This is a genomic window from Deinococcus terrestris, from assembly GCF_009377345.1.
Taxonomy (GTDB): domain Bacteria; phylum Deinococcota; class Deinococci; order Deinococcales; family Deinococcaceae; genus Deinococcus; species Deinococcus terrestris.
Genome location: NZ_WBSL01000015.1, coordinates 25,416 through 45,137 on the forward strand (window position 1 = coordinate 25,416; position 19,722 = coordinate 45,137).

At 64.6% G+C, this 19,722-nt stretch carries 21 protein-coding genes; 15 read left to right on the forward strand and 6 right to left on the reverse strand.

All coding sequences use genetic code 11. The annotated features are described in order from the left end of the window. Positions 1-147: 147 nt before the first annotated feature. The 12 genes from F8S09_RS15735 (at position 148) to F8S09_RS15790 (ending at position 11,407) form a co-directional block, all read left to right on the forward strand. Entirely contained in the window at positions 148-1,254 is a 1,107-nt protein-coding gene (locus tag F8S09_RS15735) for a hypothetical protein (protein ID WP_152872418.1), read from the forward strand. A gap of 193 nt (positions 1,255-1,447) precedes the next feature. Continuing rightward, on the forward strand, positions 1,448-2,362 hold the full coding sequence (locus F8S09_RS15740) for a hypothetical protein (RefSeq protein WP_152872420.1): 915 nt from the start codon (positions 1,448-1,450) through the stop codon (positions 2,360-2,362). A gap of 23 nt (positions 2,363-2,385) precedes the next feature. Further along, positions 2,386-2,937, forward strand: a complete 552-nt coding sequence (locus F8S09_RS15745; RefSeq protein WP_152872422.1) for a hypothetical protein — start codon at positions 2,386-2,388, stop codon at positions 2,935-2,937. 107 nt (positions 2,938-3,044) lie between these two features. Further along, entirely contained in the window at positions 3,045-4,415 is a 1,371-nt protein-coding gene (locus tag F8S09_RS15750) for a replication initiator protein A (protein WP_194165393.1), read from the forward strand. Between the two features lie 1,151 nt (positions 4,416-5,566). Continuing rightward, the gene (locus F8S09_RS15755; RefSeq protein WP_152872425.1) at positions 5,567-6,508 is read left to right on the forward strand and encodes a recombinase XerD; all 942 of its coding nucleotides are present in this window, start codon (positions 5,567-5,569) and stop codon (positions 6,506-6,508) included. Positions 6,509-6,855: 347 nt separating this feature from the next. Next, positions 6,856-7,794 carry a type IV toxin-antitoxin system AbiEi family antitoxin gene (locus F8S09_RS15760; RefSeq protein WP_152872426.1) on the forward strand — a complete coding sequence of 313 codons (939 nt, stop codon included), beginning with the start codon at positions 6,856-6,858 and terminating at the stop codon, positions 7,792-7,794. Next, positions 7,791-8,114, forward strand: coding sequence for a hypothetical protein (locus F8S09_RS15765; RefSeq protein ID WP_152872427.1), 324 nt, complete (start codon positions 7,791-7,793; stop codon positions 8,112-8,114). Before F8S09_RS15760 ends, F8S09_RS15765 begins: the two co-directional genes overlap by 4 nt. Before the next feature lie 35 nt (positions 8,115-8,149). Beyond that, complete coding sequence (locus tag F8S09_RS15770; RefSeq protein ID WP_194165394.1) at positions 8,150-8,593, forward strand: nucleotidyl transferase AbiEii/AbiGii toxin family protein; 444 nt, start codon at positions 8,150-8,152, stop codon at positions 8,591-8,593. 13 nt (positions 8,594-8,606) lie between these two features. Beyond that, entirely contained in the window at positions 8,607-8,795 is a 189-nt protein-coding gene (locus tag F8S09_RS15775; RefSeq protein ID WP_152872429.1) for a hypothetical protein, read from the forward strand. Positions 8,796-8,976: 181 nt separating this feature from the next. Continuing rightward, positions 8,977-9,372 (forward strand): hypothetical protein, encoded by a 396-nt coding sequence (locus F8S09_RS15780; protein ID WP_227978742.1) that lies wholly within the window; start codon positions 8,977-8,979, stop codon positions 9,370-9,372. A gap of 78 nt (positions 9,373-9,450) precedes the next feature. Next, on the forward strand, positions 9,451-10,266 hold the full coding sequence (locus F8S09_RS15785) for a hypothetical protein (RefSeq protein WP_152872430.1): 816 nt from the start codon (positions 9,451-9,453) through the stop codon (positions 10,264-10,266). Positions 10,267-10,831: 565 nt separating this feature from the next. Next, positions 10,832-11,407 carry a gluzincin family metallopeptidase gene (locus F8S09_RS15790; RefSeq protein WP_152872431.1) on the forward strand — a complete coding sequence of 192 codons (576 nt, stop codon included), beginning with the start codon at positions 10,832-10,834 and terminating at the stop codon, positions 11,405-11,407. On the opposite strand, the gene F8S09_RS15795 is transcribed toward F8S09_RS15790, so the two are convergent. Continuing rightward, positions 11,399-12,496 (reverse strand): transposase, encoded by a 1,098-nt coding sequence (locus tag F8S09_RS15795; RefSeq protein WP_227978745.1) that lies wholly within the window; start codon positions 12,494-12,496, stop codon positions 11,399-11,401. The genes F8S09_RS15790 and F8S09_RS15795 overlap by 9 nt on opposite strands. On the opposite strand from F8S09_RS15795, the gene F8S09_RS15800 reads away from it, so the two are divergent. The 3 genes from F8S09_RS15800 (at position 12,440) to F8S09_RS15805 (ending at position 15,670) form a co-directional block, all read left to right on the forward strand. Further along, positions 12,440-13,678 carry a M3 family metallopeptidase gene (locus F8S09_RS15800; protein WP_407643670.1) on the forward strand — a complete coding sequence of 413 codons (1,239 nt, stop codon included), beginning with the start codon at positions 12,440-12,442 and terminating at the stop codon, positions 13,676-13,678. The two genes, F8S09_RS15795 and F8S09_RS15800, sit on opposite strands and share 57 nt — an antisense overlap. Positions 13,679-13,697: 19 nt before the next feature. After that, on the forward strand, positions 13,698-13,823 hold the full coding sequence (locus F8S09_RS18220) for a hypothetical protein (RefSeq protein ID WP_265469104.1): 126 nt from the start codon (positions 13,698-13,700) through the stop codon (positions 13,821-13,823). A gap of 116 nt (positions 13,824-13,939) precedes the next feature. Next, positions 13,940-15,670 (forward strand): hypothetical protein, encoded by a 1,731-nt coding sequence (locus tag F8S09_RS15805; protein WP_152872434.1) that lies wholly within the window; start codon positions 13,940-13,942, stop codon positions 15,668-15,670. Between the two features lie 309 nt (positions 15,671-15,979). On the opposite strand, the gene F8S09_RS17770 is transcribed toward F8S09_RS15805, so the two are convergent. From F8S09_RS17770 to F8S09_RS15825, 5 genes are all read right to left on the reverse strand, one after another. Then, a complete protein-coding gene (locus F8S09_RS17770) occupies positions 15,980-16,174 on the reverse strand; it encodes a 3'-5' exonuclease (protein WP_194165397.1) in 195 nt (64 codons plus the stop codon). A 78-nt stretch (positions 16,175-16,252) separates the two neighbouring features. Further along, the gene (locus F8S09_RS17775; protein ID WP_194165398.1) at positions 16,253-16,579 is read right to left on the reverse strand and encodes a CorA family divalent cation transporter; all 327 of its coding nucleotides are present in this window, start codon (positions 16,577-16,579) and stop codon (positions 16,253-16,255) included. After that, complete coding sequence (locus F8S09_RS17780; RefSeq protein ID WP_194165399.1) at positions 16,573-16,743, reverse strand: hypothetical protein; 171 nt, start codon at positions 16,741-16,743, stop codon at positions 16,573-16,575. The genes F8S09_RS17775 and F8S09_RS17780 overlap by 7 nt, the downstream gene beginning before the upstream one ends. Positions 16,744-16,745: 2 nt before the next feature. After that, complete coding sequence (locus F8S09_RS15820; RefSeq protein WP_194165400.1) at positions 16,746-17,573, reverse strand: DUF2785 domain-containing protein; 828 nt, start codon at positions 17,571-17,573, stop codon at positions 16,746-16,748. Positions 17,574-18,293: 720 nt separating this feature from the next. Further along, complete coding sequence (locus tag F8S09_RS15825; protein WP_194165401.1) at positions 18,294-19,229, reverse strand: leucine-rich repeat domain-containing protein; 936 nt, start codon at positions 19,227-19,229, stop codon at positions 18,294-18,296. Between the last annotated feature and the right edge of the window lie 493 nt (positions 19,230-19,722).

Sequence of the window (19,722 nt, forward strand, 5' to 3'; positions counted from 1 at the left end):
CTGTCCTGGCGTCCCCTCATCCTCGTTCGGGCTGCCCTGCGGCGGGCGCCCCGCCTTGGAAGACGGGACTGCCCCTGTGACAGCAGGGCAGGGAAGAGAAGTCCCGGAAAGAACCACTCCCAATCCATGCTGGGAAGCATGCGCACCATGTGTCTTTCCCTGCTGCTCCTTTCCCTGGGAGGCCCGGCCCAGGCCGCGCCCACACCCTCGCTCCGCCTCGTCGCCGTCGGGCAGACCCTGAACTGGCCGACGGGCAATCAGCACCTGACCCTGGACGTGCGGGAACGAGGTGTCGTCACCTTGACGGTCGATCATCCCGGCTTCGACCCCACCAGGTACGCCACGCGCCAGGGGGTGGGCGGCGACGAGCAGTACCGGCCGGGCGTGGTCACCACCACCTACCAACTCGCGGACGCGGCCGGGCGGGTCCTCCTGCGGCGCGACGACCTCCCCGGGCAGGGGTCGCCGCAGGCGATCTTCTCCGGCGTGCTGGAGCCCGGCCAGTACCGGCTCACCCTGTCGGTCAGCGGCGCGGCCAAGCGCGCGGTCGGCCTGAGCGTGACCGGCCCGGTCGAGGTCAGCGCCACGACCATCAACACCACCGTGAGGGGGCGTCAGTGGACGTCGGTGAACGCCGTGCGTCTGGGGAGGCAGGCCACGCTGCGGCTCTACAACGGGGACAGTGCCCGGGAGCTGGAGTTGCGCCTTCGGTACGACAATGGGCAGATCGTGCCGCTTCCCAGCGGCATGCGCGGCCGCTGGACCGAGGCTACGCTCGCCGCCGGGACCGGGATGATTGAAGCCCGCCAGGGTCCGGGGGCGAAGCAGTGGAGCAAGTCCTTCGCGCTGTCCCTGCTGGGCGGGCAGGCCCAGGCCGTGCCCCAGGTCCTGCAAGCCTGGACGGCTTCCGCGCCGCAACAGGTGGTGCAGGTGACGCCCGCGCGCACCCAGGTCGTCAAGATCCAGGACATGCGCGCTCCGGCCCGCGAGGTGCTGGTGCGCGACGTCACACCGGTCGGCCCTCCGGCGCAGGCAGCCTCCAGCTCGCCGCCCCTCGGCCCGGTGCAGGCGGGCACGCTGGCTCCCCCGGTGGGCCAGAGTAGGGGCACCGTCACGACGGGCGTTCCGGTCAGCCCCACGGCCGTGGACAGCCACTTGCAGAAGACGGGCACGCTCAATCTCGCCGCGCAGGACCCTTTCCGCTTCAGGTATGACCTGTGGCCTGCTGAGATTTCCGGCCTCCGCCTGCCGTAGAAAACTGCCCTTTCGTTGGAACTTGATCCTGGGATTGGTGCTGGGTACGGTGGCGGCGGCCGCAGGTGGCAGCTTCGGTAGAACGCGGGGTGGACAGGCACAGACTTCCGGTCTGGGCTCTGAAGTCATGAGGGAATGGGTCCCGCTCGCATTCATAGGTTGATGCGGATTGATGTTCGTTATAGGGTGGGGCATGAACGCGGTCGACCTCCCCCTGCTGGGTGAGCCACCGGAACCCCAGTCCCTGCTGGCGACCGAGGTGGTGCGCCACACCCTCAGCCTGCCCAGGGGCGTCTCGGAGTACTTCGCGGCGCAGGGGCGGCCGCTGGGGCTGAGCGGGGCCTCCATGATGGCGCTGGTGCTCAGCCGTCTGACCCACCAACTCGCCCTGCCCACGGCGCCGCTGCAAGACACGCACCGGCGCCTGATCGCCTTGCTGTCCTGGCACGGCGCAGGGCCCGCCGACCTGGACCGCCTGCTGCCTCCCTCGGCGCGGGCGACCCCCCTGCCCTGGGCGACGCTCGCGAGCAACGAGGCGGCGCTGGAGCTGTTGCAAAGGCGCGTGCCCGACTCCGGCACGGCCGCCTCTCCCACGCTCCTGGCCTACATCGCGGACGAGTGGCAGGTTGAGCCCGACTGGCTCCTCGGCGTCCAACCCCGTCCGGGCCGCGAGGTCCGTGTCCTGACGACTGGGGCCGCCTTGGCCGAGGCGCTCGCGGCGGACGTTCTTGAGCAGGCCGCCCACCACGGCAGCCTGGAACTGGCTCTGCTGACCAGCCCTCCCGGCGAGGTGCTGGCCGCCCTGCCCGGAAGTCTCCTGTTGCTGACTGCCTGCTACGGGGACCTCCCGGAGTTGCCCCGCCACCAGGTCCTCGCCCTCGTCGACGTCGCCGACCGTTCTCAGCTCGGCACCCTGCGCGAGCTGGCCCGGCGCGTCGCCGCCGGTTCCCCCGGCGTGCAGGTCACGGGCGAGCGGGTCGCCCCCGACGACTTCCAGGCCCTGGTCACCGGTCGGCGCCACATCGCCGAGGTCCGCCGCCAGGCCGCTCCCACCCGCTGGCCCGCCGACGAACTTCTCGAGCTTCATCAGCCGGGTGCCGCCGACTGACGGCCCCACTCCAGGAGACCCAGATGACCGATCCCTTCACCGCCTACCGTGACGCCGTGGCCACCATGAAGGTGCCGCTGCTGGAGAGTCCCCTGCGTCCCGTGATCAGCGGCCTGACCGTCGAGGCCCCCTCACGCCACAGCCAGGTGCGGCTGCATGTCACCTTGCAGGGCAGCCTCCCGGTGGCCGCTCTGCTCGGCGACGAGACGTTCCGGAGCCTGCTGGCCCCCATGCTGACTCCGGAGGACGTGGAGCGTGGCCAGGTGCAGTTCGAGCATGTCGACCTGGCCACGCTGCAATACAGCACCCGCGTGACCGGCGTCGATGTCGGCGCGGCGGCCCTGCTGGAGGCCGTGGTTCGGGAGTACGTGCAGAGGCTGCGCTCCCGGGGTGAGGTGCAGGCCGGTCTGCACGCCCCTGTGAAGCACACGGAGGCGGAAGTCGCCGCCAGCAGCAGCCTCAACCCTCAGTGGCGTGAGCCGGTCCTCACCGCCCACGGCCCCGTGTCCCTGTCTCAACCGGAGACCGGAGTTGAGCCAGAAGCCCTGAGCGGCAACGGGTCGCCCCCCTTCTGATGGCCGCCTCGAAGGGGCGGGGGCGCGCCGGTTCTTCGGCGGCACCCACGCTGGACAAAACCACGTCCTCCGTACACTTCCCGCATGGAGACGGCAGGGAAGGGGACATGTTGAGGGGGCATGACGAGAAGAATGTCGCGTCCCTGATTTTCGTTCCAACTCAGGAACGGCTGCCTGAGGACATGCTGCGGCTCGAACGCATCGTGTTTCGCCCCAGCGGCCAGCCCGCCCGGATCGTCTGCGTCGGCGTGGCCGACATCGGGCTCGCCCGTGGCAGCGACAACGATCTGCTGGTCGCCTTGATCAACACCTACATCGAGGCGGGCTGCCCAGCAGACGGGGTCATCACCACCACGGCCTATGCCCTGCTGAAGCTGGCCGGCCTGGACACCGGCGGTCAACACTACCAGGCGCTGGGGCAGGGTCTGGAGCGGATGCTGCACACCACCTACCACGTGACGGACGGGTGGTTCGACGTGCGGGAGAAGCGCTACACCACCGTGTCCTTCCGGATCATCGACAACCTGAGCCGCACCCACGGCGAGCCCGAAAAAGGGCGAATTCGCCTCGACCGCCGTTCGACGTTGCGGATTCGGCTGAACGAGGAGATCACCAAGAGCATCAACGCCGGGTACATCAAGCCCCTGAACCTCACGGTCTACCAACATCTGCCCTCGGTCGGGTCGCGCGCGCTCTACCGCCTGCTGGACGTGTACCTCGATGAGGCGGCCGGGCGGGGCGACTCAAAGCCGTACCGGGTGGTGGTCCCGATGATGGCCCTCGCGGAGAGTTGTGGCCTGCTGGGGCGCCGGACCGACCATGTCCGCAAGTCGCTGGAGAGCATGCACGCCCCCCTCCTGGGCATCGGGTATCTCCAGGAGGTGGACTTCATCGGGCGGGGCAGCAAGACCACCGTGCAGTACACGTACGGCGAGGCCAGCTCCCCGATCAACCCGGAGCACGTGGCGCGGTTGACCCGGTACGGAGTGCACCGGGGCGTGGCCGAGAAGTACGTCCGCAACCTGGGTGACGACGTGCTCCCGGTGATCGAGAAGTTCGAGGAGCGTCGGCGAACAGGGGAGAAGATCAACAATGAGGGCGGGTACCTCTCCAAACTGCTGAAGGAGGCCGCCTCCATCGTCGAGGAGGCCCGGGTCGGAGCCCTGAGGGCACAGGAGGTGCAGCGCACCCGCAAGGCCGCCCAGGGGGCTCAGGGCAAGGCGGAGGCGGAGCAACACCAGCTCTTCGAGGCCCAGCGCCAGAGTGTGCTGGAGGCCACCCCGGACGCGGCCCTGGAGGTGGTGCTGTCTCCCTTCAAGGCCAAGCAGCTCGAGCGCCGTGGGCTCAGCTTGCAGGAACTGGACCAGGTGCGGTCCCGGGTCCTGGAAGGCCGGGTCACCGCCCTGGAGATGGACGCCGCGGTGAACCGGGCGTTGATGTCGCCTGGAGGCCTGGAAGCGCTCCGTCAGCTGCTGTGAGCTGGACCTGACCTGGGACCGAGGCGCTTCGCTCTCAGCCTCGGGGGATCTGTCGCCCGTGTGTTCCCCACCGGGAGCGGGTGGAACCGCCCTGGTGTTCTCTGTGACCAGAGCGCATTGAAATCCTAGACGCCGGGTATCGGGTAACTTCGGGGGTTTGACGGCCCAAGCTCTCGGGTAACTTCGGGGAAATTCCCGGTTTTTGCCCTTCAGAACGCCAAGCGGCTCCTCCGGCAGACACCATCGGGTAACTTCGGGAGTTTGGCCGCCGGACTATCGGGTAACTTCGGGAATTTTGACGCTGTGTATCGGGTAACTTCGGGAGTTGAGTGGCGCAAACTGTCGGGTAACTTCGGGGAAAAGTATCGGGTAACTTCGGGAGTTTGGTCGCCGGACTATCGGGTAACTTCGGGGAAAAGTATCGGGTAACTTCGGGGAAAGTGTCGGGTAACTTCGGGGAAAAACAGAAAAAAAGCCGTCCTGGACGATGGGCCGTGCGCTCCTATGATGATGTCATCAATCTTTTAGAGTCTTTAAGAAGAAACAACATCAATCAGCGGTCGCCGGTTCGCCAAGAGCAGGATTGTCGCTGGCCCTCACCAGGGAAACCGTCATGCACCTATCCCGCCTGCCAGTCTCCGACCGGCCTCTTTCCCCTGGATGTCGCCTCAGAGGTGGTCACGCTCGCGTCCGGTCTCACCTCCGTGTTGCCTCCTTCGGTGCAGGTGACTTTTCATCGGCCGCCGCCTGCCCTGTATCCGTGGTGGGGGAGGGGCCGTCGCAGCCCCCCTTGCTGGCCCGGGCAGGTTCCCTCAGCCTCGTCGTGGCCCCGGGCGTGAGCGACGCAGAGTACCGCTGCTGCTCACCGCTCACCCGGGGCATCTGGGACTCCGGCGCGTCGACAGCGAGGAGGCCCTTGCCCAAGTGCTGCGTCAGGCCTGAGTCTGACCATGTTCGCAAACTTACTTAAGAATATGCGCTCAGCCTAAGTGGGTGACTTTGCTTCTGCCGCTCCCGTTTTTAAATTGGGAGGTGTACCTCGCCTTGCCCTTCTTCTTTCGCTTTGGCCTAGGCTGAGGCGTGCTGTTTGTTTGAAGGAGGGAGAGGGTGCTTAAGCGCATATTCCTAGATAGGTATTACACTGCGGTGTGATGAAGACGGCAGAGCAAGCCAAGGTCTTGACGGCCCTGTTCCGCGATCCCCGCACGCCGCCTGCGGAAAGGCCGCTGCTGATCGCCCGGCACCTCGGCCTGGTGGGGGACTCGCTGACCAAGCAGGACATCGCCTTTCTCTCCAACCTGCGACCCTTTTTCGAACACGCCGAGGAAACGGGAACCGACCTGCTCCACCCGCCCGAGGACTTTCACGGCTGGCTGGCGGTGCCGCTGACCCTGTCGCGCAAGGCTGGAGTGTCCCGGATCAGCAACAACACCTACAACGCCCGCGCGACTGCGCTCTCCCGCCTCTACGCGGCCCTGCGTCAGCAGGGGGCCGTCCGGTACAACCCGGTCCATGACCTGCCCCGCCGGAAGCCGGAGCAGTCGGGGACCAAGCTCCCCGGTGCCGGGGAACTCCAGGTCCTGCGGGACGCCTTGGGGCGCAAAAGGGAGCCTCACACCCTGGCCCTGTTCCTGCTGATCTACCGCCTGGGTTTCACCGCGCAGGCCGTCTTCGAGTTGCGCTGGGACGCGCTGGACCTGACGGCAGGTACCGTGCGCCGCGGCGAGGTACTCAGCCGCCTGCCCGCCGACATGCGTGGGGTCCTGCTGCGGCTGCGGACCCCCGACCCCCTGCTGGTCGATCCGACCGTCCGGCCCCGGCGAGGCGGGGAAAGCCCGAACCGGCAGGACCACGTGTTTCCCGGCCTGCACGAGGTGGACGAGGTGCGGGAGTTCCTGTGGCAGGCCACGGGATTCGGGAGGGGGACCGCCGGAGGCGCCGTCGTGCCGTCGACCCTGCGGCTCGCGGGCCTGCGCGACGCTCAGCTCGAAGGGGACCTCGGCGAGCAGGCCCGGCAGTTCGGGTACCGCGACGTGGTCGCCTTCCACAAGGCCCGGGAGAATGCCCGCGCCCGCCAGTCCCGGCTCACCTGAGGAGAGTGCTGTTGAAGGGGTGCGTGGGGAAGCGGTCCAGATGCTCAAATGTGCGCCATCAAAAGCAGCAACCGGTGCTGTGTCGAAAAACTTTCACCAAAAATGCTATGCTCAACGATGTAGTGAAACCAACCTCCCCAGTGAAATTCACTTCCTCGTCCGAGCAGCGACGAGAAGTGTTCCAGCGGCTTGGTGCGGCACTGGAGCGCATTCCTGGATTCAAGCCCCTGAGGTCAGACCGTGCCCTTCCCAGTGAGGGTGGCCCCGCCGGGTGGTTCGAGTTCCAGGTGGGCAAGAGACACCACCGCCTCCAATTCGTTGTGCTGCCCGCTGGCTACCCAAAGCGAGTGCAGACGGCAATGGAAGAATTGGAAGCGAACCCGTTGCCCGGCCAGACGCCCGACACCTACACCGTCCTCGTCGCCTCCTGGTTCTCGCCAGAGACGGTCACCCTCTGCGCGGAGCGTGGCTACGGCACCCTCGATTTCAGCGGGAACTATCGCCTGCACTTTGGTCACGTGTTCCTCGAGCGGGTCGGGGCGCCCCCACCTGCCTCCGAACAGCGTCAGGCCGCCTCGGTGTTCGCCCCGAAGTCGGCACGCATTCTGCGAGCGCTCCTGGCCGTCCCGGAACACCCCTGGAAGGTCACCGAGTTGACGGCCGTGACCGGGGTCAGTGCTGGCCTGGTGAGTCGGGTGCGGCAGCAACTCCTCGAGCGGCAGTGGGTCGAGGAGGTGCCGGGCGGCATCCGCCTGCTGGCTCCCGAACCGCTGCTGAGTGCCTGGGCCGAACAGGGCAAGGATGTGGAGGCGCGCCTCTATAGGGGGTACACCCTGCTGCACGGCCAAGCCCTGGGGGCCCGGCTCCTGCGCGTCATGCAAGGGCCGAACGCGGGAGAACAGGTCATTGCGGCCGGTGTCTCGGCTGCACAATGGATGGCCCCCTTCTTGAGAGAGTCCCGCGAGCAGTTCTACGTCACGGAGAAGGGGTTTGACCTTGTCCGTGACGAACTCGACCTCGAGCCGCAGGCGACTGGGGAGAACATCGTCCTCAGGGTCGTGGAGGAACCCGAAGTCTTCTTCGACCGCGTCCAGCCGAGCCCCCTGAGCTGGACGACCAGCCCGGTACAGACGTACCTCGACCTCCGCCGCGAGGGCGAATGGGGTGAGGAGGCCGCCGAGCATCTGCGGCAGAAGTACCTGCTTCCCCTGATTCACGGGGAGATCCCCGCGCCCGTGTCCCCCCTCCGCGAACGGCTTGAGGCCCTCCAGAGGCAACGAGCATGACCGAGCCCACCTCTGCCGAGCAGTACGGCGACCGGGGCAACGAGGCCACGCGGCGGGTCCTGCTGGACCTGGCGCATGTGCTGGGCGCCTACCTCGACCGCCTCGTCGTGATCGGGGGCATCGTGCCCACGTTGCTGTTGGAGGGGGCGGAGATGCCGCACGTTGGCACGTTGGACATCGATCTGACCCTGGACGCGGAGGCGCTTCGGGAGGACGACGAGTACGCGCGGATGATCGAGCTGCTGGAGGAAAGCGGCTACATGCACAATGTCGAGGACAGCGCCCCTGACCTGCGGCCCTTTCAAGGGGCACCCGGCTGACGAAGCACCGCCCGCCCCTGGTTCCGGCGTTGCGGGTGCAGGAGATCGACGGCGGGCGCCTCGCGCTCGACCAGACGGTGGAGTACCGCATTCAAGGCCGGACGCCGGAGGGCTGGACGGATCAAGCACGGTTGCGCGTAGTAAGCATCCCGGCCTTCCTGGCTCTCAAGGGGAACGCCCTGGGGCGGCGGCGCAAACAGAAAGACGCCTACGACGTGTACTACGTCATCCACAACTACCCCGAGGGCCTGGACGTGCTCGTGGAGGCCTGCCGCGACCTCCTGCCGGACCCGCTGGTACAGGGTGCGTTCCGCCAGATCGCCGAGAAGTTCGGGACGGCCGAGTCCTACGGCCCGGGAACGGTGAGTACCTTCCTGCGCTCCCGGTTGCCGCTCGGCTTCACGGAGGAGCAGGTGCGGGTGGACGCCTACCGTCAGGTCTCCGCGTGGGCCCGGCGACTGGGGGTGTTCGGTGCCTGACGAGGGGAGGGACATGAACGATCTGAAACTCCAGGAACTGGACGAGGGCGACCGTCAGGATTTCGCCCTCGCCGCTTCCCGCTCCCGTTGCTGCCCGGCAGGGGTCGAAAGCGAACACCCTGTCGTGCACCTGCTGCAACACCCCGAAGTGCGCCCCGAGCCGGAAGACGAACGCTCCGCCGAGACCACGTCGCGGGCCTGACCAGCGCCGGGAGTTGCCGGTTACTGAGCCCGCCGATCCTCCACACCCGAGAGATCGGTGGGGTGTGCTCGGTCTTCCCGACCAGCCGGTGTGGTGTGAAAATAGCGGTCACGGCGTGTCTTGAGCAAGCTGAGCTTTTGATCTGAATTAGAGGGAACCACCCGGCGCGGACACTGCGCTTATGGCCTCCCCACCATCCTCTTCCTGGCGGCGCGGCGCGCGGTGGCTTGTTCTGTACCTCACCGCGGCCGTCCTCCTGATCGGCAGCGTGCTCGCGTTGGTGACGCATGGGCGGCTTCCGGTTTCCAGCCTGCCGGTCACGGTCTTCCTCCTGGGCCTGAGTGGCGCCGTTCTGGGGCTGGTCTTCACCTTCAGCCTCACCGGACCAGCCCTCAGTCGCCGCCGGGAGCTGGCCCTGGCCAGGGTCCTGGCCGACGTGACCGCTGGAAAGTACCGGGCCGCTCCCGACGAGGTGTGGCTGTTCAAGCGCCGCGGCTGGTGGACCCACACGCGTGAACTCACCTCACTCGGCCAGGCCGTGCTCGACGGGCGCAGGGGAGAGGAGCGCCGTGTCTGAGGTGATCCGCGCGCAGGGCCTGGCCGAGGTCTCGACCAAGCTTGAATCCGGCGGTCACTCCCCGGTCAGGGGCTGGGCATGAGGGCCTGGGAGCGGCGCCGATTGGAGGGTGGACGGGAACGGGTGCAACGCTTTCTCTCGGCGGCGGAGCCGGTCCACGACGGAGCGACACTCCTGCTCTGCCTGCCGCCGGAGGTGCGTCCCCTGGCTCAGGCCCTGGGACGTGATCCAGACGCGGCGTATCAGCAACTCTGGAGCGACGGCTTTCTCCAGCTCGCCCCACCCGAACCGGAGCTGCCGACCGTGCACCGCGGCTGGCTCACCCTGCTCGCCAGCCTTCAGGATAGCCGGACGGGCGCGGCGACCGACAACCGCGCTCTGCGGGAGAAGGTGCTGGGCACGGTCCTGAATCAGGAAAGGTGCGCCCACCCTCCCCTGTGGACCTTGGGAGAGCCCTGGTTCGCCCTGCGGGTCCTGCACACCACGGTCGGCCCCTCCTGGGACCTGACGATGGTGAGCGGCGAGAGAAGCTGCACCTACGTGTTCGAGGTGCCGGACTGGGCCTGGGAGGACACCCACCTGCGCCCCGTCCGCCTACTGAACACGCCGGGCGAGACCTGGGCGCAGAGCGCGGTGGTGTTCTGCCCTTCGGAAGTGACGCAGGCCGAATTGCGCCGCCAGGTGAGGGCGCTCCTGGCCGTGTTCGACGAGGTGGTCGGTCGGACCTTCGGGCTGCGCCCCACGGCGGCGCAGATGGCGGCGATGCTCGGCACTCGGCATGGTCTGGACGTGACGGACCTCCCGCTGGAAATCGAGACGCACGACGTGCTGTGTCTGGACGAGCTGGCGCGCCCCGGCCTCGACACTCCGGCCTCCCGGGCGGCCCACCCATGATCCGGCGCGACCACGGGCGGGCCGCCCTCCTAGCGAGGTCTTCCATTCTGCCCGCGTCCTGCTAGGACGCGCTGGACGGCCTGCGCCCGGACGGGTGGCCTTCCGGCGAGAAGGTCCCGCTGGACTTGGGCGAGATCGTCCGGGCAGCCGAGGCGCGTGACCGTGCCGCGCGGCTGGGACGCCTTGCTCGCCAGTTCACGCCGCGAACCGTTGGCGGTCACGGCCACCCGCTGGCAGCGCTCCCCGGAATGCGTGCGGCAGCTCGAGGGACGGGCCTGGTGTTTCGCCAGGGTACTGAAGGTGACGCTGCGAGAGTCATCGCCCTCCACATGTTGAGCACGTATTGGTCAAATTTTCTGCGTTTACGACTTTACTTTCTCGGGTTGGGAATAAGGCCTTTTGGGGACCGTATGCTGCAGCGGAGCGAGGAACCTTCTGCCATCCAGGTCCAGGGATGACCATCGTTGAGGAGCAGTGGGGGCCGTCCGGCCGAAGTTGTTCATCGTCCTTCGCAGTTCAATGTGACCCGCCCACGCCGACGACCCAAGCCTTGAAGGTGGTGGAGATGACACAACCGACCTGGGAGCATCTGAATCAACGTTTCTCTGCCCTTCTGGCCGCACCTCTCACTGCCCAGACCGCGCCGCAGTACCTGGAGGAGTGGAGGCAACTGAACCGCGCCATCTATCAGGCACGTGGCGAACTCATCCGCGCTTACTACGCGCACTCGACCGATGCTCAGGCCAAGGAGAATCACGACCAGTTTGTCCGCGACCACTTCCCCAGGCTGAACGCGGCGTCCACTCAGTTTATTCAACGCCTCGCGGCGAGTGGCGTGGACTACCCGGCTACCTGGCAGCAGTTTATAGCCCACACACCCTCTGGGGCTCCGTCGGAGGAATTGCTGGCCCTGTTCGGGGAAGAGAATCAGTTGGGAAAGTCTTTCCAGCAGATTCGCGCCTCGACGGTGTACCGCGTAGATGGGGAAGAAGTTCAACCCGGTCAACTGGCCGCAAAACTCCAGCACCCTGACCGTGAAGAGCGGCGCAAGGCTTACCTGGGATTAATCGGGAGCGAACATCAGAAGGATGACGAGCTCAACGAGCTGTTTGTCAAACTGACATCTTGCAGTTTAGGTTGAGGACGCAGGAAGAGCCTGCTGGAAGGCGTTGAGCGCATCAAGTTCCAGTTGGAGTGCTCGGCGACGCACCTCGGGAACGAACGAGAACCGAACGGTTCTCGCCAGGTCGCCCCAATCCGGCCAGGTCTCCCGCAGGTTCACAGGGAGATCGAGGTTCTGGAGATGGCATAGAAGAAAGGCCATCCCGGAGAGACACCACCAGCGCATGACCCCCTGTTTGCTGTGCTGGGCGAAGCGTTCGAGTCCGAACCGGCCCTTGACGGTCTTGAAGAAGGCTTCGATGCGCCAGCGGCGCTTTCCCACGCGGGCGAGATACTTCCCGCCCAGGTCGAGATTTGACATCACGAAACGTTGCTCCGGTTCCTTGTTGCGGTACAGCCAGACCCAGGAGACGCACATGGTCTGGTTAAGCCCGCTGGGCTTAACCAGAGTGCCTCGCACCATCAGGTCACGTACTTGGCGACCATCCTCCAGTTTCCGGGTGCAGCGCACTCCCACCACGATGTCCAACCCCCGACTCAGCACACCCCGAATGAACTCGACGCTCTCGAACCCCCCGTCTGCGTGCAGACGAGGACGCCGTTTTCCAGCGAGCAGGGCGGCAGGAACAGTGCGGAGCAGCTTCAACGCGAGCTGCGCGGGGGAAGGGGACCCCTTCCCCCGCCAGACTTGAAAGGCCCAGGGGAGACGCAGCTCTCCACAGCACAGGTACAGCACCACCAGGTGCACGCCATGGACGCTGTTGAAGGTATGGACCCAGTCGGCAAGTTCAGCGAACTTGCCAGTCTTTCCCAGGCTGGTCAGGTCCACCAGCAGTTCCAGCCGGGGGCGCTGGTGAGGCTGGGTGCGCCACCGATCCTGCAACGTCTCCAGAGCGTGCTGACGCATCACCCGACACAGTTGTCGGGTGTTCCAGGCGGCGTGGTTCAGGAAACGGCTGATGGCGGAGGGGGATTTGACGGTGGCTCCTGCTGGCAAGGGCTTGCCGGAACCATCCAGCAGCAAGTCGAGGAAGACCTCGAAGGATTCCCGGTGCTGCTTGCGAGAAAAGCAGGGCAGGATGTCAGAATAAAGCCGTCTGGAACGCATCTCTTTTGGGTTCACACCCCAATATGGGGCCAAAAGCACGTTCCAGACGTCCTTTTTGAAAACTGCAAGATGTCAGTCAAACTCCACGGTATCCGGACGCGCATCTCCCATCTCTGCGGGTTCAGAACCTATTACGAGTATGCCGTCAACAGAGGGCCGTTACACAACAAGGCCTATACACCAAATGAAGTTTTCGCATTCCGCGAGGCCATCAAGAAACATATCGTCCCCCTCTTCCTGGAACTCCGCCGAATCCGGAAGAGCTCTCTGGGAGTCCAGGAACTGCGGCCGTGGGACAACATGCTGAATCCTTTTGGGATCACGCCTATGGCGCAGTTCTCTGATGACGAAGACGTCCTTAACCGGACACAGCAGGTTCTGAACAGGCTTGATCCTGAACTTGGGACTCTCTTCGGCAATCTCAGGTCGGAGCAGCTTATAGATATAGAGTCACGCCCGGACAAGGCCAGAAACGGGTATTCGAGCATTCTGCCGGAGACGGAACAGCCCTTTGTCATTATGCACATAGGACCCAGGGCCTTTAATATACATCTTTTATTCCATGAGCTTGGCCATGCTTTACATTATGCAATGATGCCTAAAAATCAACCCTACGAGGTGTACGCAACTCCCTTGGAGTTTGCAGAATTTGTCTCTCAAACATTTGAAATAATCACAGTTCCTTTATTAAAGGAGTTCTTTAACAAGAAAGAATTGGGGGTTGTTGATTATCTCCTGTTAGAGCGTGTGTGTTTTGATATAATCAATACCTCTAAGTTGGATGAGTTTCAGGAGCGAATTTACAAGGAGGAGGCAGTTGATTCAAAGATTGTCTCCGAAATTTACGATGAAGTAGATGCCTCTTATCCAACAGGGGTCGAGTGGGGCGAGACGGCTTACCTCCGGCCGTACTTCTGGAAAAATTTGACACTCTTCAGCAGTCCATTTTATAGATTTGAGTATGGTGTGGCCTGGGTCGCGGCTCTCAAGTTCCAAGCGATGTATCAGGAAGACCCTCAACGCTCCCTCAATCGCTTCAAAGACTCCATGCGTCTTGGCTTCACCCGATCACCGCGGGAGTTGTTCCAAACTGCGGGGATACATCTTGACTTTGGTGAAGAAACTCTCGCGCAGACGGCTCAAGAACTTCGAAGGCGTATGCTGGTCAGACAAACCAACTAACCGAAAGGTGGAGGTAGAAATGAAGAACATGTTGCGTATCCTTCTGGTCATCCTCGTGACACTCGGTATGGCTTCGGCCATGAGTGGAGCCCCTGGCAATGCCCCGGACGACACAGGTGGCAACGATTACGGTGTGATGAACTGATAAGCTGGACGTCGTTCAACTCCCGTCAAATCGAGACCACCAGGGCGACTGTGGCGCGTGGGGCATTTTTGCCTTCCGTGCCACAATACTCTTTTGACAAGCCCCCGAGGGATCAGGTGACTCTTGAACTTGATACAACTCTTGATCTGGCGAACTGGCCGGATGTGCTCTCCTGGGCGGCAGAAGCTTCGGCGAGAGGGCACTCCCAGCTGGATATCGCCACTGCCTTCCTGTCGCAAGGCAGTGCCCTGGGGAATATCCGCGCTTTTACGCACTTGATGCGAGATCCCAGTTTCACCAAAGAACGGGGTCTCTCCATTCTCAAGGAAGCGTACACAACCACCACCGATCAGCTTGTGAAGATCATTGTCCTCGTCACAGCGCATCACACCGGAGCTCGGGAAAGCTTACATTCCGGCGAGAGAAACGAGAAGACGAATAAAAGCGGAATGCAGATCCTGCAAGAGTACTTGCGAGATATTCAGGGAATGGGGCGCATAGGGATGCTGCCCCTGGAAGCCGAATACCGGATCTTTCATGCCATGCTGGTGACCGCCCTCACCCTGAATGCCTCCCAGGATGTTCAACAACTGATCAGTCGGCTGATGGGCATTGCAGAAATTATTGGCCATAAGGAATTGACCAACCGCACCACAGACTTTTGCACCACAGCCCTGGTATCCACAAGCAACTACAGTGAGAGTATTGCCCTTGGAAGGCCGCAACTGCAGAAACCCCTTGTGCCGGGCATGCAGAGTTCCTATGTGGGGGTCATCGTCGACATGGCGAATGCCTTTCTCCATATTGGGGCGTACAAGAAGTCAAGGCAGTTTCTCCAGGAAGGTCTGGAGAAGATTCCCAACTCCTCCTCGCTTCTCGGTTACTTCCAATGGATCGAGGCGCAGTCCGGCCATCTCAGCCAGACAGAGGAACTGCCGAAGAACTGGGACCGGGTTGCCCGATACGGATGGCAGATTGAGGCCTTTCGGGAACTGAGTCGCGCCCTGGCGGAAGGTCCACACCGCGCCCATCATCGGCGACAACACTTTCTGCGGATCGTGGAGATCACGAATGAAGGTGTGGACACCCGTCTGTCCCACGATTCGACGGTTGAACGGTGGCTGAGGGCGCGTGCTCGTCTGGGTTTGGGTGAATACTCGCTGGCCCGCAGTGAACTGAGCAGAGGAGAACCATGTCGACCGGAGGACCTGCTGCACCGGGCCTGGACCAACGCCTTGCATCTTGAACTGGGAATGACCGTTCTTCCCCAACTGCTCAAGCCCATGCAGGAACTGGAGGAGGAGGCGCGCCGGATCTATGCGGATCTTCAGAAGATCGAGCATGCCGACCCGGAAGGACTGACGCAGCTCACCGCGCGGTGGATGCCCGCGGCAGTCGCCTACCTAGGACTGATGCCGGACGCCATTCCCGACTGCCGCAAAGCGCTGGAGAACGTCTTTCGGATCAAAGATCGCAAGAGTCGTTGGAGCATGACCGTCCTCCCCCCGGCACTCGCGCTGAGTTTGACGTTGGACGCCCTTGGACAGGAGTACCAGCCGGGCTTCAGCACCAACACGAACTACCAGTTGCGGCCCCTCAAACAGAAGGTTGGGGACGCGGAGGTCTGGGGTCCTGTCGTCGCTCCTGTCACTCTTGCCCTGGGGCTGTTAAGGGGGGGTTACCTTGATGCCGCCCGGGAGTGGCTGTCGGTCACCCGTATGGCGCCCGAAGCAAGGGGGGACTTGGGTGAGATCGCCGAGAACATCCAGGTGTCGTTTAAGCAGGCGGCTCAAGGCGTCTTGTCGTTCCACCAACTTCTTCAAAGGCTGGAAGTACTCATGGTGTAGCTGGCAGAGACCCCACCCCTCCCCCAACGCTTGACGGGCTACAGCCAGCGGCCAAGCCTAGTCGTGTTCTGAAGAACCTTGACGCGCTCGCTCAGAGGTATGTTTTTTGATTGCCGCATAGACTTGGAGGTGAGGGTTGCACCTCGCCGCGTCCACACTCCGGGCAACTCCACCTTTACGAAAGACGCCCCATGTCTCAGGGCCAGCCGCAACGTCTGGTCCTGTACGTCAGGCACCCCGGGCAGGGACCGCACGGCCGCGAACAGCAACCGCTCATCCCACGTAGGGTGTCCCGCTTTCGCAAGCGTCTCAGCCACAGCCGGTAGCCAGGCGGCGGAACGAGGCATTCCACGCCACCAGTTCGCGGCCTCGCAGGAGCGGAACGATTTGGGGGTACACCTGGGGCCAGCTCGGCGCCGCCAACTCCTCGCCGGTGATGTCCTGCACCGCCTGCACCCCCTCGCTCACCGGCCCGAGCGGGCGAACCAGGGATTCAAACAGCACCTCGCCGGTAGGGGAGACCGGGGCGACTGAGGGTCACCTCGGCGTCCTCGTTGATCCCCGTCGTCTCAGTGTCCAGGCTCAGCCAGTGGTTCCGAGCCACGATCCCCCGCAGGGCAGCCTGCCCCTCAGCAGCCTGCTCGGAAACCCCGCCAGAGTCGCCAGCAAGCCCAGCGCCACCGTCGCCAGCGTCAGGACGGACACCACGTCGTTCGTCCGCAGGGTGGCCCGCGCCGTGTACAGGTCGAACGAGCCCAGCACCAGGGAGCGCGCACTCTCCAGGGAATCCACGGTGTGCTCGTACTCCACCGCCAACGCCCGCAGGTGCCGCTCCGGTTCGTCGCCCACAAAGGCCACGAAGTCCGGCCGGGCCAGCGCGCTGTACACCCGGCGGTGGGACGTCAGCAACCGGCAGAGGTCCCCCACCTGCCCCGCAGCCGGGCCAGGTCCGCCAGCAGCTCCGATCCGACCGGCGCGGTCAGGGTGCGGGCGCGGTGGATCGCCCCCTCGCGCTCGTAATGGTAGTAGGAGTTGGGGGAAGGGGCACACAGCGCACGATCTCCTTCGGCCAAGCTCAGGCCGGGTACACGGGGAAGGCACTCCGAAGGGCTGCCAGAAGGGGTTTCTGGAGGACAGGGGCGGGAGGTGCCGCCACGGGTGCTTCACCCGGAAGCTGGGCGCCCAGGTGCGCGAACACCAGCAGGCTCCGCGCCACCTGGACGGCGAAGGCCGCCACCACGGTGCGCGGTCGCCCGGACAGGGGCCGCCAGAGGGCTTCCAACTCGCCCAACCAGGTGGTCAGGTCCGGCGGGGTGACCTCGGGACGGCGGAGCAGGAGAAACGCCGCCAGGGCGAGGCGGTCCTCCTCCCACTGGGTGGGCAGCGCGGGCAGGTCACGCAGGCGCGCGGTCAGGGTCGCCAGCACGGCGAGTAACTCCACACGGGTCAGGGCGGGATGCTGGGCCAGCCGCGCGGCCACGTCCGCCCCATGCGCCAGAGCGTGCAACCATCCCAGCCCGTCCACCCAGTCCCGCAGGTCACGCTCCTGGACGTACCACCTGGCCCACGCCCCCTGCCAGGTGCGGAGGGACGCCGCCCCCAGACGCCGCACACGGGCATCCCGGGCGAGCACCTCGGCCAACACTAGGGCCGCGAAGGACCGGGCCTGCACCTCGGGGGCGGCGAGCAGGTGACTGGCCCGCTCCCCCACGTCCTCCAGGTACTCGTCCAACCGCCCGGAGGTCAGCCACGTCGCCAGAGCGGCGTAGGCCCACTCGTCCCGTGCCGTGGCCTCCGGCGAGGCCAGCAGCGTGAAGGCCGCACCGACGAGCGAGGGAAGATCGGCGCCGTCCGGCAGGGTGAACCCGGCCTTCCTCAGCGCGTCCCAATCGACTAGGTTCATGACCTTCAGCCTCCCATGTTGGCCTTCAACTGTCATCGCCCCGCTTGAGGAAACACGCTTTTAATGACCTGCACGGTCACCGCCACATCAGAAGCAGCCCATTCCCGATCTGCGGAGAGCGTGGGCAGGCCGAGGCGTTGTGTCAGGCGAGGCGGGACCAATCACTGAGGAAAAACCCAGCGCCGCGCGTCACCCGAAGAGGTCGGGTTGCCTTCGACTGGCGGGAGGTGCCCGAGGACGTGGGCGTGAGCGTGCCGAGCGGAGGCGGGTCCGTCCGGCCACGCCCCAGCCCGAGGAGCCCAGGCCCGTCGTCCCCTCTCTGCCCGGACCATGAGCTTCGGATGAGTCAGCGGAAGAGGTTCTTCGGCCTGCGGCTCAGGCTGGTGGAGAAGTTGCTGAACTTCAGCGCACCGAAAAGCCCATCCCCGCACCGGTACCCAGCGGCATACTTCCCCTCCAATGAACGGGAAGGGGGGCGTCCACCTTCTGAAAAACGGACGTGCGAGCGGGTTGGGTGTCGGCTCCCGACTGGTTCGAGTCCAGTCACCTGCCCCCGTCGAAAGCGAGAACCGCTGAGGTTCTTGCTTTCATCCTTCGTTCTCTCTCGGTACGGGCGCCTGCCTGATGGTCCACGACTTGCCGGAGGCCGACCGCTTCCGGGGCCGGTTGACCAGGCGTCCGGCGTGTGCAGAGCAGCCACTTCGAGCGTTGCAGGCCAGCTCAGGCGTACACGAGGCAGCCCCGCGCCTTGAGCCGCTCGAACACCGGGGGCAACTCCGTCAGCCGGTTCCACCGAACGTCCAGCTTTTCCAGGTTGGGCAGGAAGGCCAGGGCCTCGGGCAGGGTGGACAGAGCATTCGCCCGGAGGTCCAGAAAGCGCAACTGCGTCAACTTCCCGACGGACTGCGGGAGGGCCGTGAGCTGGTTGAAGCGCAGGTCGAGTTCTGCAAGGGCCACGAGATCACCGAGGCTCTCCGGGAGGGTGACGAGTTGATTGCCTTGCAGCATGACCTTCTCCAGACGCGCGCACCTCCTCAGGGCTTCGGGCAGGTGCTGGAGTTGGTTTTTCATGACGTGCAGCTCTCGAAGCTGGCTGCAATCGCCGAGGGCGTCGGGCAGCGAGGTCAAGGCATTGTTGTATGCGCGGAACTCGACGAGGCTCTCCAGTTCGCCGAGCCACTCGGGCAGGGCCGTGAAGGTGTTGTCCGTGATGTTCAGGTACGCCAGGTGGCTCAGATGCCGAATGGAGGCGGGGAGACGGGTCAGCCGGTTGTTGCTGAGATAAAGGAACTCCAGCTTTGGGAGGGAGGCGAAGACCTCGGGCAGCGCCTCCAGCCGGTTGTGGCCCAGGTCGAGCATGCCCAATTCGGTCAACCGCCCGAGGTCCTCGGAAAGCTCTTCGAGGTGGTTGCCGGACAGGTTGAGCGTGTGCAGCCGCGTGAACTCCCACAGCCAGGCCGGCACATCCGCCAGGTCATTGTCGTACACGCTGAACACTCGGGCGTCCACGCAGCGCCGCAGGGTCTCCGGCAACGCCTTCAGGTGCGAGCTGTTAAGATTAATATGGTCGGTCACGAATTCCGGTTGAGCCTGGAGGGCGGCCAGCAAGTCGTGGCCCCGGTGATGTGGGGTGTGCTGATGCAGGAGTGAGGTCATTGAGGGAGGGGCTGGGGAGGTCGAGCGGGACATGGGCCACTGTACCCGACGGTCGGGAGACGCTGGGCGCAGTTGAGCGGCAGCTCTGGATGACACACGCCGGTCGAGAACCCTTTCGCCACCAAAAGTTTGTTCACGTTCTTGGAGAAAAACAACGTTCGGTGTGAGACTCCTCGGGCTTACGTGGCAAGGCATGGAGGTAGCGCCGTGCAGCCGCGTCGCTTCGCAGTTCCACGACAGACAGATGCGGGAACGTGCGGAGTTGTTCCAGTTGCTGCTGTGCCAGCTTCGGGAACGCCCAGATGAACGACAGGAACTCGCGGTTCAGGGGCTCACGCCCGAGGTCCTTCCGGTCCGGTCGGCGATGGTAATGCTCCAGGAAATCCTTCCAAAATCACCCGCCCCCTTGCGAGGGTCGGGCACACTGGAGGGAAAGTATGGGGAAGCAACGGAAAAACTGGCCGACGGACACCAAGGAGCAGATCGTCCTGGC